At 73.7% G+C, this 11,769-nt stretch carries 12 protein-coding genes, 1 tRNA gene and 6 pseudogenes; 12 read left to right on the top strand and 7 right to left on the bottom strand.

The window, feature by feature from the left end:
• Positions 1 to 34: 34 nt before the first annotated feature.
• The 4 genes and pseudogenes from rplU to proB all read left to right on the top strand — a co-directional run bounded on the left by rplU (position 35) and on the right by proB (position 3,425).
• Positions 35 to 343: a 50S ribosomal protein L21 gene (gene rplU, locus WKH84_RS03215; RefSeq protein ID WP_341855606.1), complete on the top strand. Its 309-nt coding sequence runs from the start codon at positions 35 to 37 to the stop codon at positions 341 to 343.
• A gap of 34 nt (positions 344 to 377) precedes the next feature.
• Entirely contained in the window at positions 378 to 632 is a 255-nt protein-coding gene (rpmA, locus tag WKH84_RS03210; protein WP_010551799.1) for a 50S ribosomal protein L27, read from the top strand.
• Between the two features lie 111 nt (positions 633 to 743).
• Positions 744 to 2,282 (top strand): annotated as a pseudogene (obgE, locus tag WKH84_RS03205) (GTPase ObgE).
• A pseudogene (gene proB, locus WKH84_RS03200) lies at positions 2,279 to 3,425 on the top strand (glutamate 5-kinase). The pseudogenes obgE and proB overlap by 4 nt, the downstream one beginning before the upstream one ends.
• Here proB and WKH84_RS03195 read toward each other — a convergent pair.
• Positions 3,407 to 4,027 carry a VTT domain-containing protein gene (locus WKH84_RS03195; protein ID WP_341855605.1) on the bottom strand — a complete coding sequence of 207 codons (621 nt, stop codon included), beginning with the start codon at positions 4,025 to 4,027 and terminating at the stop codon, positions 3,407 to 3,409. The pseudogene proB and the gene WKH84_RS03195 sit on opposite strands and share 19 nt — an antisense overlap.
• 120 nt (positions 4,028 to 4,147) lie before the next feature.
• On the opposite strand from WKH84_RS03195, the pseudogene WKH84_RS03190 reads away from it, so the two are divergent.
• The 8 genes and pseudogenes from WKH84_RS03190 to WKH84_RS03155 all read left to right on the top strand — a co-directional run bounded on the left by WKH84_RS03190 (position 4,148) and on the right by WKH84_RS03155 (position 7,984).
• Positions 4,148 to 5,432 (top strand): annotated as a pseudogene (locus WKH84_RS03190) (glutamate-5-semialdehyde dehydrogenase).
• An 88-nt stretch (positions 5,433 to 5,520) separates the two neighbouring features.
• Positions 5,521 to 5,715, top strand: coding sequence for a hypothetical protein (locus WKH84_RS03185; RefSeq protein WP_341855604.1), 195 nt, complete (start codon positions 5,521 to 5,523; stop codon positions 5,713 to 5,715).
• A gap of 5 nt (positions 5,716 to 5,720) precedes the next feature.
• A complete protein-coding gene (nadD, locus tag WKH84_RS03180; RefSeq protein WP_341855603.1) occupies positions 5,721 to 6,326 on the top strand; it encodes a nicotinate-nucleotide adenylyltransferase in 606 nt (201 codons plus the stop codon).
• A complete protein-coding gene (locus WKH84_RS03175) occupies positions 6,323 to 6,853 on the top strand; it encodes a hypothetical protein (protein WP_341855602.1) in 531 nt (176 codons plus the stop codon). The genes nadD and WKH84_RS03175 overlap by 4 nt, the downstream gene beginning before the upstream one ends.
• Positions 6,850 to 7,227, top strand: a complete 378-nt coding sequence (gene rsfS / locus WKH84_RS03170; protein ID WP_341855601.1) for a ribosome silencing factor — start codon at positions 6,850 to 6,852, stop codon at positions 7,225 to 7,227. Before WKH84_RS03175 ends, rsfS begins: the two co-directional genes overlap by 4 nt.
• Positions 7,173 to 7,436 (top strand): annotated as a pseudogene (locus tag WKH84_RS03165) (histidine phosphatase family protein); the annotation flags it as partial. The gene rsfS and the pseudogene WKH84_RS03165, both read left to right, overlap by 55 nt.
• 8 nt (positions 7,437 to 7,444) lie before the next feature.
• Positions 7,445 to 7,858 carry a histidine phosphatase family protein gene (locus WKH84_RS03160; RefSeq protein WP_341856756.1) on the top strand — a complete coding sequence of 138 codons (414 nt, stop codon included), beginning with the start codon at positions 7,445 to 7,447 and terminating at the stop codon, positions 7,856 to 7,858.
• A gap of 53 nt (positions 7,859 to 7,911) precedes the next feature.
• Positions 7,912 to 7,984: transfer RNA gene (locus WKH84_RS03155), tRNA-Ala, on the top strand.
• Between the two features lie 224 nt (positions 7,985 to 8,208).
• Here WKH84_RS03155 and WKH84_RS03150 read toward each other — a convergent pair.
• The 6 genes and pseudogenes from WKH84_RS03150 to WKH84_RS03125 all read right to left on the bottom strand — a co-directional run bounded on the left by WKH84_RS03150 (position 8,209) and on the right by WKH84_RS03125 (position 11,759).
• Entirely contained in the window at positions 8,209 to 8,823 is a 615-nt protein-coding gene (locus tag WKH84_RS03150; protein ID WP_341855600.1) for an endonuclease III, read from the bottom strand.
• Positions 8,820 to 9,224 (bottom strand): TOBE domain-containing protein, encoded by a 405-nt coding sequence (locus WKH84_RS03145; protein WP_341855599.1) that lies wholly within the window; start codon positions 9,222 to 9,224, stop codon positions 8,820 to 8,822. The genes WKH84_RS03150 and WKH84_RS03145 overlap by 4 nt, the downstream gene beginning before the upstream one ends.
• Positions 9,131 to 9,829, bottom strand: a complete 699-nt coding sequence (locus WKH84_RS03140) for an ATP-binding cassette domain-containing protein (protein WP_341855598.1) — start codon at positions 9,827 to 9,829, stop codon at positions 9,131 to 9,133. Before WKH84_RS03140 ends, WKH84_RS03145 begins: the two co-directional genes overlap by 94 nt.
• Positions 9,826 to 10,596, bottom strand: a pseudogene (locus tag WKH84_RS03135) (ABC transporter permease). Before WKH84_RS03135 ends, WKH84_RS03140 begins: the two are co-directional and overlap by 4 nt.
• Positions 10,593 to 11,364: pseudogene (gene modA, locus WKH84_RS03130) on the bottom strand (molybdate ABC transporter substrate-binding protein). Before modA ends, WKH84_RS03135 begins: the two co-directional pseudogenes overlap by 4 nt.
• Positions 11,361 to 11,759, bottom strand: a complete 399-nt coding sequence (locus WKH84_RS03125; RefSeq protein WP_341855597.1) for a TOBE domain-containing protein — start codon at positions 11,757 to 11,759, stop codon at positions 11,361 to 11,363. The pseudogene modA and the gene WKH84_RS03125 overlap by 4 nt, the downstream one beginning before the upstream one ends.
• Between the last annotated feature and the right edge of the window lie 10 nt (positions 11,760 to 11,769).

Raw genomic sequence — 11,769 nt, 5'->3', positions numbered from 1 at the left:
AGACTAGATCCGAATCACAAGATGGAGACGTGACGTGGTGTACGCAATCGTCCGCGCAGGCGGTCGTCAGGAGAAGGTGTCGGTCGGTGACACCATCGTGATCAACCGCGTGGCAGGCGGGGCGGGCGACAGCATCGATCTCGCTCCCGTCTCGCTGGTCGACGGTGACAAGGTCACCTCCGCCCAGGCCGAGCTCGCGAAGGTCAAGGTCACCGCCGAGAAGGTCGAGGACCTCCGCGGCGAGAAGATCCGCATCCTCCGCTACAAGAACAAGACCGGTTACAAGAAGCGCCAGGGCCACCGCCAGGAGCTCACCCGGCTGAAGATCACGGGCATCGCCTGAGCGATCCCTCGACCAGACAAAGGATTGATCCCAGATGGCATCTAAGAAGGGCGTCAGCTCCTCCAAGAACGGCCGTGACTCCAACGCCCAGCGCCTCGGCGTGAAGCGCTTCGGCGGCCAGGTCGTCGGCGCCGGCGAGATCCTCGTCCGCCAGCGCGGCACCAAGATCCACCCCGGCGACGGCGTGGGACGCGGCAACGACGACACCCTGTTCGCGCTCACCGCGGGCACCGTCGAGTTCGGCCGCAAGCGCGACCGTCGCGTGGTCAGCGTCGTCGAGACCGTCTGACACGCCGCCCCGGACCCGGGGCACCCAGCGTCCTTCGAGGGGCGGAGCCGATCGCTCCGCCCCTCGTCGCTTATCCACCCCCACGGCACCCTCGACCCTCGGAGAGCACCCATGGCCACATTCGTCGACCGCGTCCGACTGCAGGTCGTCGGAGGATCCGGCGGTCACGGCGCCGCCTCCATCCGGCGTGAGAAGTTCAAGCCCCTCGCGGGCCCCGACGGCGCCGACGGCGGCCGCGGCGGCGACGTGATCCTCGAGGTCGACGCCTCGACCACGACGCCGCTGGAGTACCACCACAAGCCGCACCAGCGCGCGACCGGCGGCGGCTTCGGCAAGGGCGACCTGCGCCACGGCGCGAACGGCGAGGACCTCGTCCTGCCCGTGCCCGACGGCACCGTGGTCACCGAGGAGGACGGCACCGTGATCGCCGACCTCGTGGGCATCGGCACCCGCTACGTCGCCGCGCGCGGCGGCAACGGCGGCCTCGGCAACGCGGCCCTCGCCTCGAAGCGGCGCAAGGCCCCCGGCTTCGCGGCCGCTCGGCGAGCCGGGCCAGGAGCGCACCCTCGTGCTCGAGCTGAAGACCGTCGCCGACGTGGCGCTGGTGGGCTATCCCAGCGCCGGCAAGTCTTCGCTCATCGCGGCGATGAGCGCCGCCCGCCCGAAGATCGCCGACTACCCGTTCACGACCCTGGTGCCGAACCTCGGCGTGGTCGAGGCGGGCGAGCACCGGTACACGATCGCCGACGTGCCGGGGCTGATCCCCGGCGCCAGCCAGGGCAAGGGCCTGGGCCTGGACTTCCTGCGCCACATCGAGCGGCCGCCACGTGCTGGTGCACGTGCTGGACGCCGCCGCGCTCGAGTCCGACCGCGATCCCGTCAGCGACCTCGAGATCATCGAGTCCGAGCTCGCCGCCTATGCCGCGAGCCTGGACGAGGAGGCGGAGACCCGCGTGCCGCTGATGGAGCGGCCCGCGGTGGTCGTGCTGAACAAGACCGACCTGCCCGACGGCGCCGACATGGCCGACCTCGTCCGCGAGCGGCTGGGGGAGCGGGAGATGCCGATCCTCGACGTCTCCGCCGTCTCCCGCAAGGGGCGCGCGGGAGCTGTCCTTCCTGCTCGGCGAGCTCGTCGAGCAGGCGCGGGCCGCCCTGCCCGCTCCGGAGCCGGCGCCCGTCGTCCTCACCCCGCGCGGCGCGGACCGGGCCTCCTTCGAGGTCGTCACCGAGCAGTACGACGGCGGCACCGCCTTCCGCGTCCGCGGCGACAAGCCCGAGCGCTGGGTGCGCCAGACCGACTTCACCAACGACGAGGCCGTCGGCTTCCTCGCCGACCGCCTCGCGAAGCTCGGCGTCGAGGACGGGCTGTTCTCCGCCGGGGCCGTCGCCGGCTCCACCGTGCTGATCGGCCCCGGGGACGACGCGGTCGTCTTCGACTGGGAGCCGACGATGGTCGGCGGCGCCGAGATGCTCGGCCGCCGCGGAACCGACGACCGGCTCGAGGACCACCACCGCCCCACCCGCGAGCAGAAGCGCGAGGAGCAGAAGGCCCGCACCGCCGCCCGCATGGACCGCCTCGCCGCGATGGAGGCGGAGCGGAGGTCCGGCCACTGGGCCGATCCCTCGAGCGGCGCGGACGGTCAGCGGTGAGCGTGGCGGAGCCGCGTCAGCCCGCCCGTCTCACCGCCCGCGAGGAGCTCGTCGGCGCCCGCCGCATAGTCGTGAAGATCGGCTCCTCGAGCCTGACCGACGCACGGGGGAGGCTGGACCAGTCCCGCCTCGACGGCGTCGCGGAGGTCGCCGCGACGCTCGCGGCGCGCGGCACCGAGCTCGTGCTCGTCTCCTCCGGGGCGATCGCGGCCGCGCTCGGCCCGCTGGGGCCGCCGGAGCGGCCCGCCTCGGTGCCGCTGCAGCAGGCCGCCGCGAGCGTGGGCCAGGCCCTGCTCGCCACGGCCTGGTCCCGAGCCTTCGCCGCGCATGCGCGGACCACCGGGCAGGTCCTGCTCACCGAGTCCGACGTGATCCGCCCCCAGACCTATCGCAACGTGCGCGCCGCCCTGGAGGCCCTGCTCGAGCTCGGCACCGTGCCGGTGGTCAACGAGAACGACACCACCGCCACCCACGAGATCCGCTTCGGGGACAACGACCGCCTCGCGGCCCTCGTCGCGCAGGCTGCTCGGCGCCGATGCGCTGATCCTGCTCACCGATGTCGACGCCCTCTACACCGCCCCGCCCCGCGAACCCGGGGCGGAGCGGATCGGCGTCGTCGAGGACGTGGCGCGCCTGGCCGGGGTGAGCATCGGCTCGGTCGGCTCGAAGGTCGGCACCGGCGGCATGGTCACGAAGCTGTCGGCCGCCCAGCTCGCCTCCACCACCGGGACCGCGGCGCTGATGACCTCCGCCGAGCGCTTCGCCGAGGCGGTGGAGGGCCGGGACGTCGGCACCTTCTTCCCCGCCCATCACGGCCGTCGCCGCTCGCGCCTGGTGTGGTCGCGCTTCGCGACCCGCGGCGCGGGGACGCCGCACCTGGACGAAGGCGCGGCCGGCGCCGTGCGCTCGCGCCGTCGCTCGCTGCTCGCCGTCGGCGTCACCCGGGTCGAGGGGACCTTCCCCGCGGGGGTGCCCGTGGACGTCGCCGCCCCGGACGGCACCGTGATCGGCCGTGGCCTGACCTCCTTCAGCTCCGACGAGCCGCGGGCCATGGCGGGGCGCGGCACCGACGAGGCGAGGGAGCCGCTGGGGGAGCGGTATCGCCGCCCCGCGATCCACCGCGATCAGCTGGTGGTGCTCTGAAGGACGCGGGACCGCGTCTCCCGGCCGGAGCGGATCCGCTCGATCAGCCAGCTCAGCACGAGCGCGAGCGCGATGCCGAGCACCACGCCCAGCGACGGCCGCTCGCGGAACAGCGACCCGCCCGCCATCCCGATCCCGACGTTGTACAGCGCCCACGCGGTCGCGGCCAGCAGGGCGAAGCCCGCGAAGAGCGGCCGCGGGTAGCGGATCATCCCCGAGGCGATCGAGGTGGCGGTGCGCCCGCCCGGGATGAAGCGGGCGGTGACGATGATCGAGCCGCCGCGCGTGCTCAGACCGTTCTCCGCCCAGGTCAGGAGCTTGTCGCCGGCGCGCCTCGAGCGGATCCGGCCGGTCAGCGGCCCGGCGCCGCGACCCACGTGATGGGAGATCAGGTCCCCGCTGAGCGCGGCCGCGATCGTCACCGCGATCAGCACCAGCGCCTGCGGAGACTCCTGCGCGACCGCATAGGCGCCGGCGGTGATCACCACCGTCTCCCCGGGGAAGACCGGGAAAACCGAGTCCGCCGCGACGATCGCGAAGAGCAGGACGTACAGCCACGGCGAGGCCATGACCGCCTCGACCAGGTGGAGGACGGAGTCCATGCGGGCGATCACCTCGGGGTTCGGGAGAGGGGTGGATCGACCGAGAGTAGGGTCCCCCGCCGCATGTTCCCTGGGCGGACGCCCCGGGCTCGCTGGACGTCCCCCTCGTAGACTCGGGCCATGGACGACCAGTCATCTCCCGTCGAGTCGGCGGTCCGCGGCGCCGCCCGCGCCGCGAAGGACGCCCAGCCCGTGCTGGCGCGCCTCCGCCGCGCCGAGAAGGACGCGCTGCTGCACGCCATGGCCGAGGCGCTCATCGCCCGCGCCGACGAGATCGTCGCGGCCAACGCCCGTGACCTCGCCGCCGCCGACGAGTCCGGCATGGCCGCCGGCCTGCGCGACCGGCTCGCCCTGGACCCGCAGCGGATCGCGTCGATCGCGCAGCGAGCTGCGCGACGCCGCCGCGGCGCCGCTGGACCCCGTCGGCGAGGTGGTGCGCGGCTCCGTGCTCGCCAACGGCCTCGAGCCGCGCCAGGTGCGGGTGCCGATGGGCGTGGTCGGGATGGTCTACGAGGCGCGCCCGAACGTGACGGTCGACGCCGCCGGCCTCGCGCTGAAGGCCGGCGACTCCGTCGTCGCGCGCGGCGGCTCCGCGGCGCCGCACTCCAACACCGCGCTGATCGCGGTGCTCGCGGGACGTGCTCGCCGAGCGCGGGTCGCCGGCGGATCTCGTCGTCGGGATCGACGCGCACGGCCGCGAGGGTGCCGACGTGCTCATGCGCGCCCGCGGCCTGGTCGACGTGCTGATCCCGCGCGGCGGGGCGGGCCTGATCCGCCGCGTGGTCGAGAACGCCCAGGTGCCCGTCATCGAGACCGGCACCGGCACCACCCACGTGCTGGTGGACGCGAGCGCCGACCTCGACCAGGCCGAGCAGATCGTGCTCAACGCCAAGACCCAGCGGGTCGGGGTGTGCAACGCGCTGGAGACGCCGCTGGTCCACCAGGACGTCGCCGCCGAGGCGCGCCGCGGCTCGGCACCGCACTCGCGGAGGCCAGGGTGCGCCTGCACGTGGACGAGCGGGCGGCCGCGCTGCTGCCGGCGGGCGTCGAGCACGTCCCCGCGACGGAGGAGGACTGGGACGTGGAGTATCTCGCCCTCGAGCTCGCCGTCGCCGTCGTCGACGACCTCGACGCCGCGCTTGCGCACATCCGTGCCCACTCCTCGGGCCACACCGAGTCGATCCTCACCCGCGACCTCGTCTCCCAGCGGCGCTTCCTCGCCGAGGTCGACTCCGCCGTGGTCATGGCCAACGCCTCCACCCGCTTCTCCGACGGCGGAGAGTTCGGCTTCGGCGCGGAGATCGGGATCTCCACCCAGAAGCTCCACGCCCGCGGCCCGATGGGGCTGAGCGAGATCACCGCCACCAAGTGGCTGGTGGTCGGCCAGGGCCACGTCCGCCCGTGACCCCACTCCCACCCGGCGGGTTCCGGCCGGCACCCCGCCCGCGCTGTGGGATGATGGGCCGGTCACTCGAGGAAAGGCCTTCTAGAACATGATCGACCAGCTCATGATCCTCGCCGAGTCCGGCGCCGGCGCGAGCGAGGGCATCCCCGCACCCTTCATCGGGATCGGTGCGTTCGCGATCCTGATGACCATGCTGGCCATCACCTGGCTCACCGGGGGTGCGCACCACCGCGACCTCGACAAGAAGCACGACGCGGACACCGACTCGGACACCGACCGCTGAGACCGGTGGAGCCGCAGCGACGACGGATCGGCGTGATGGGCGGGACCTTCGATCCCATCCATCACGGCCACCTCGTCGCCGCCAGCGAGGTGCAGAGCGTCTTCGCGCTCGACGAGGTCGTGTTCGTGCCCACGGGCCGGCCCTGGCAGAAGGCGTCGCAGGAGATCTCCGACCCGGAGCACCGCTACCTGATGACCGTCGTCGCGACCGCCGCGAACCCGGTCTTCACCGTCTCGCGCGTGGACGTCGATCGGCCCGGCGCGACCTACACGATCGACACGCCGCGCGAGCTGCACGCCGAGCACCCCGACGCGGACCTCTTCTTCATCACCGGCGCGGACGCCCTCCAGAACATCCTGACCTGGAAGGACACCGAGGAGATCTTCCAGCTCGCGCACTTCGTCGGCGTCACCCGGCCGGGGCACGAGCTGGACACCTCGGGACTGCCGGACGACGGCGTCACCCTGATCGAGGTGCCCGCCATGGCGATCAGCTCCACCGACTGCCGCACCCGCGTCGCCGCCGGCGCCCCCGTCTGGTACCTGGTGCCCGACGGGGTCGTGCAATACATCAACAAGTACGCGCTCTACACAGGAGGTGACGGCCGATGACCGAGCCGGAGACCACCCCGCGGCGCGGCCGCCGCGCCCGCGCGCTGAGCCCCGAGGAGCTCGCCGGCGCCGAGCCGAGCCCCGAGGCCCCGGGACGCCGCGGCGCCGTGCCCCCGCCCGACGCCGACGCGCCCGTGCCCGCCCTGCGCAAATTCGGCCGCCGCGCCCGGATCATCGAGCTCAGCGACCAGCCCGCCCCGGAGCCCGTCGGCGCCCCCGTGCCCGGCGCCGCGGAGGCGGAGATCGTCCGCGACAGCGACGGCGTCGAGCTCGGCGAGCTCTCCGTCACCGACGCACCCGATCCGCGCCCCGCACCGCGCTTCGACGGCAAGGTGCTCCACCGCCCCGAGAGCGCGGGCGGCCGCCGCGTGCTGTGGCTGGTCTGGGTGCTGGTCGCCCTGGCGCTGATCGCATTGGTCGCCCTGCTGCTGACCGGCGTCTTGCCGCCCTCGGAGGCTTCGGCCTCCGCCACCGCCCTGCTCGACACCACTCCCGCCCACCTCGTCCTGGAGGACCCCGCGGCGTGACCGCTCCCGAAGAATCCCTCGACCTCGCCCGTGTGGCCGGCCAGGCCGCCGCCGACAAGCTCGCCGAGGAGGTCATCGGCCTGGACGTCTCGGAGCTGGTGGTGATCACCGACGTCTTCCTGGTGTGCGGCGGGGACTCCGAGCGCCAGGTCTCCGCGATCGTCGACGGCGTGGAGGAGGCGCCGCTGACCCAGCGCCGCCGCAAGCCGCCGCGCCGCGAGGGCGAGCGCGACGCGCGCTGGGTGCCGCTGGACTACGGCGACATCGTCGTGCACGTCCAGCACGCCGAGGACCGCGCCTTCTACGCCCTCGAGCGGCTGTGGCGCGACGCCCCCGTGCTCGACCTCCGGATCGACGAGGGCCGCGCCGAGTGAGGCCGGCCCATCGCACCCGGCTCGTGCTCGTGCGTCACGGTCAGACCGATCACAATCGGGAGGGCCGCCTGCAGGGACAGGTAGACATCCCCCTGAACGAGAACGGTCGGCGCCAGGCCGAGTCGCTCGCCCGCACCGTCGCCGCCTCCCCGCCCGACGTCATCGTCTCCTCGCCGCTGTCGCGCGCCCGCGACACCGCCGCGGCGATCGCGCGCGCCTGCGGGCTCCAGGCCTCCACCGACGAGGCCTTCCTCGAGCGCGCTTCGGGCAGTGGGAGGGTCTGCGCGGGGAGGACATCCGCGCCCGCTGGCCCTCCGAGCATGCCGACTGGCGCGCCCATCGGTCGATCACGGGCCTCGACATCGAGGACCGTCCCGAGGTGGGCGAGCGCGTCGCCGCCGGCTGTCGCCGCCTGCTCGAGGAGAACCCCGAGAGGACCGTCATGGTCGTCGCCCATGGCGCGGCGATCACGCTCGGCATCACCGCCCTGCTGGGTCTGGACATGCGCGGATTCCGCGGCATCGCCGGGCTCGAGAACTGCCACCGCTCGGTGCTCGAGCCGCTCCATGCGGAGCCGGCGGAGGGCCTGATGAGGTTGCTGTCACACAACCTGCCTCCCGATTTCACCTGAGCGGGGACGCGGGGTATTCTCGACGAGTCGCCTGATGGGGCGGCACCCGATACGGGGCTATGGCGCAGTTGGTAGCGCGCTTCCATGGCATGGAAGAGGTCAGGGGTTCGAATCCCCTTAGCTCCACTCGAGAATCTCGTGAGACAGTGACTCGTCAGAAGGGCCCCGGCAGAGCCGGGGCCCTTCTGCTGTGTGCCGGGAGGCTCAGCGCACCGGCTGGCGCAGGATCGCGCGCAGGCGTTCGGGGACGGCGCGTCGCGCGGCATGCGCCCGAGGACGGGCCCTCCGGGTCGTGGGGACCGCGGGCAAGCGGCGCGTCGGAGATCTGCGCACCCCGGATCTGGACGCGTTCAACCTCGCGTCGCGGGAGCCGCTGGACGCGCTCTGAGCTTCCCCTCCTCGACGATCAAGCCGTGCGGCTCCGCCAGCTCCGGCACGGTGAAGGCCGCCTCCTCGAGCGCCGGGACGAGCGCACGGGCGAAGGCCCGGTAGGTGCCCGGGACCTCGGCGCCGCGCTCGCGCAGAGTCCGCCGCGCGTACTCGTCGCAGAGGAACGCGGGGCGGGAGAAGCAGTACAGGGAGATCGCATCGGCCGTCTCCTCGCCGACGCCCTCGACGGAGAGGAGCTCTCGGCGGAGGGCGGTGTCGTCCAGCCCGTCGGCGGCCTCGGCGCGGTCTGCCCACCAGGTGGCGAGCGCGGTCACACGGCGGGGCTTCGTGCGCGGGAAGCCGGCCGGACGGACGAGCTCCCGCACGCGCTCCTCGTCGGCCGACGCGAGCGCGGCCGGTTCCCGCGACCCGGCGGCGGTGAGCGCGTCGAGGGCCTGCGCCGCCTGCTCCCAGCGGGAGCGCTGGACCAGCACCGCCCCGAGAGCGATCTCGAAGGGCTCCTCGCCGGGCCACCACCAGCCCCGCGGGCCGTGGCGGGCGAGCGGCTCGCGGTGCAGGGCGCGCAGGTCGATCATGCGAGATAGGTTGTCACGTCCTCAGGGGCGACCGCGAGATGCACCGCCGTGCCGGGGGCGAGATGCCGGGCGGCGGCGTCCAGCGGGGAAAGGTCCGCGGCGAGATCCACGGTGCGCACCCTGACCAGGTCGCCGTGCGGGGTCAGAGAGCGGACGGTGCGGGGGAGCCCCTGCTCGGCGAGGCGCACCGCGGCGGGGCGGAAGGCGGCGAGCACCGCGGTGCCGGGGCTGAGAGGGCTCTCCGCCGAGAGGCGGCCGCCGCCCTCGACCTCGATCCGGTGCCCGTCCCATCGGCCCGCGACGAGGTTCAGCCCCGCCAGCCGCGCCGCGAAGGCCGAGCGCGGCCGGGCGAGGACCTCGGTCGTCGGCCCCGCGTCGACCTCCCGGCCCTGCTCGAGCACCACGACGCGATCGGCGAGCGAGAGCGCGTCGAGCACGTCGTGGGTGACGACGATCGCCGTGCGCTCGGCGAGGAACCCGCGCAGGCTGCTCGCGCGCCGCGGGCGCGACGTCGACATCCAGCGCCGCCATCGGCTCGTCCAGCGAGCAGCGACCGGGGATCCGCCGCGAGCGCCCGGGCGATCGCAACCTTCTGAGCCTGACCGCCGGAGAGCTGGGCGGGGCGGCGGGCGGCGAGATCGGCGAGACCCATCTGCTCGAGATGCACCTCGGCCCGTCGACGCGCCTCCCGACGCGGGACGCCCTGGGCCCGCGGCGGGAACATCACGTTCCCGAGCGCCGAGAGGTGCGGGAAGAGCACCGAATCCTGGCTCAGGGTGGTGACGCGGCGGTCGTGCGGCGGCACCCAGGTCCGGTCGTCGGCCAGGATCCGGCCGTCGAGGGAGACCGAGCCGGAGCTGGGGCGCAGGTCCCCGGAGATCAGCGACAGCGCGGTCGACTTACCGGCGCCGTTCGGGCCGACGACGGCGAGGGTCTCGCCGTCTCCGACCTCGAGGTCGAGCTCGACGTCGCGCTCGGCGACGGCGGCGCGCGACACCAGGCTCATGCGCTACGCCTCCGGTGCGCCAGGGCGATCACCGCGATCGCGACGAGCATCAGCACGAAGGAGAGCGCCACCGCGGCCTCCGGATCGCTCTCGCGCCGCAGGTAGATCTCCAGCGGCAGGGTGCGGGTGGTGCCCTGCAGGGAGCCGGCGAAGGTGATCGTCGCGCCGAACTCGCCGAGCGCACGGGCGAAGGAGAGCACCGTGCCGGAGAGCAGGGCGGGCGGCACCAGCGGCGCTGCGTGACGTGGGTGAGGACGCGGGAGGGGCGCGCCCCGAGGGAGGCGGCGGCCCGCTCGTAGCGGGTGCCGGCCGTGCGCGCGCCCCCTCCAGGCTGAGCACCAGGAAGGGCAGGGCCACGAAGGTCTGTGCGAGCACCACCGCGGTGGTCGAGAAGGCGATCTGCACCCCGAGCGCCTCCAGATGCCGACCCAGCAGGCCCTGCCGCCCGAAGGTGTACAGCGGCGCGATGCCCCCGACCACCGGCGGCGGCACCAGCGGGATCAGCACCAGCGAGCGGAGCAGCGACATGCCGCGGCCGTCCGTGCGGGCGAGCAGCAGCGCCATCGGCACGCCCAGCGGCACGCAGAGCGCGGCGCTGGTCAGCGAGGTCTGCAGGCTCAGCCGCGGCGCCGCGAGCGAGGACTCCGAGGTGATCAGGTCCCAGAAGTCGCTCCACTCGACCCGCGGCGCCATCGCCACGAGCGGCAGGACGACCAGCGGCGCGCCGAGCCCGGCGGGCGCAGGATCCAGCGGGGGAGGGTCCTCATGCGCCGCGGAAGCCGTATCCGGCGAGGACCTTCTGGCCCTCCTCGCCGGTGACGAGGTCGACGAACTCCTGGCCCAGTGCGCGGGTTCGCCGAGCCGTCGACGGTGGTGATGGGGTAGGTGTTCACGGCCTCCTGCGCCTCGGGGAAGTCGATCCCCTCGACGGCATCGCCGGCCTTCTCCACATCGGTGACGTAGACCAGGCCCGCATCGGCCTCGCCGCTGGTGACCTTGTTCAGCACGTCCGTGACAGACTGCTCCTCGCTGACGGGGGCGAACTCGAGTCCCGCCGCCTCCTCCACCGTCTCGGTCGCCGCGCCGCACGGCACCTCCGGCGCGCAGACGACGAGGTTCAGGTCGCCGGTGAGGGAGGCGAGGTCCGTGACGCCCGCGGGGTTCCCGGCCGGCACCGCGATCCTCAGCGTGTTCGTGGTGAAGTCGACGGGATCCGCCTCCTCGAGGCCGGCGTCGGTGAGCTTGTCCATGTTCTTCGTGTCCGCGGAGGCGAAGACGTCGGCCGGGGCGCCCTGCTGGATCTGCTCGACCAGCGTGGAGGAGCCGGCGAAGCTGAACTCGACCGTGACGTCCTCGTGCTCGGACTCGAACTGCTCGCCGAGCTCCTCGAAGGGCTCCTGCAGGGAGGCGGCGGCGAAGACGCGGAGGGTGACCGGTGCGGCGGCCGGGTCCTCGGCGGAGCCGCCGGAGCCGCAGGCGGCGGCGGTCAGCGCGATCGCCGCGGCGGCGGCCGCGGAGCGGAGCAGGGTCTTCATGACGGCTCCGCCTCGATCACGACCTGCGTGGCCTTCACGACGGCGCTGGCGACCCTGCCGGCCTCCAGCCCGAGCTCCCGGGCGGCCTCGCTGCTCATCAGCGAGACGACGCGGAAGGGACCGCACTGCGGCTCGACCTGCGCCATCACGGTGTCCATCACGATGTGGGTGACCAGGCCCGTGAAGCGGTTCCGGGCGGAGGAGGCGGTCGCGCCGTGCGGCTCGGGCGTCACCGCCAGCTCCCGAGCGAGACGCGCGACCTCGACCCCCTCGAGCACCTTCCGGCCGCTCGTGTCGTGGGACGCCTCGAGGGTCCCCTTCTCGATCCACCGTCGCACGGTGTCCTCGCTCACCCCGAGGAAGGTGGCGGCATCGCGTACCCGCATCTGCGTCATGAGGACCACC

The sequence above is a fragment of the Brachybacterium sp. GPGPB12 genome, assembly GCF_038396325.1.
Taxonomy (GTDB): Bacteria; Actinomycetota; Actinomycetes; order Actinomycetales; family Dermabacteraceae; genus Brachybacterium; species Brachybacterium conglomeratum.
This window is presented reverse-complemented; position numbering and strand designations above follow the sequence as displayed.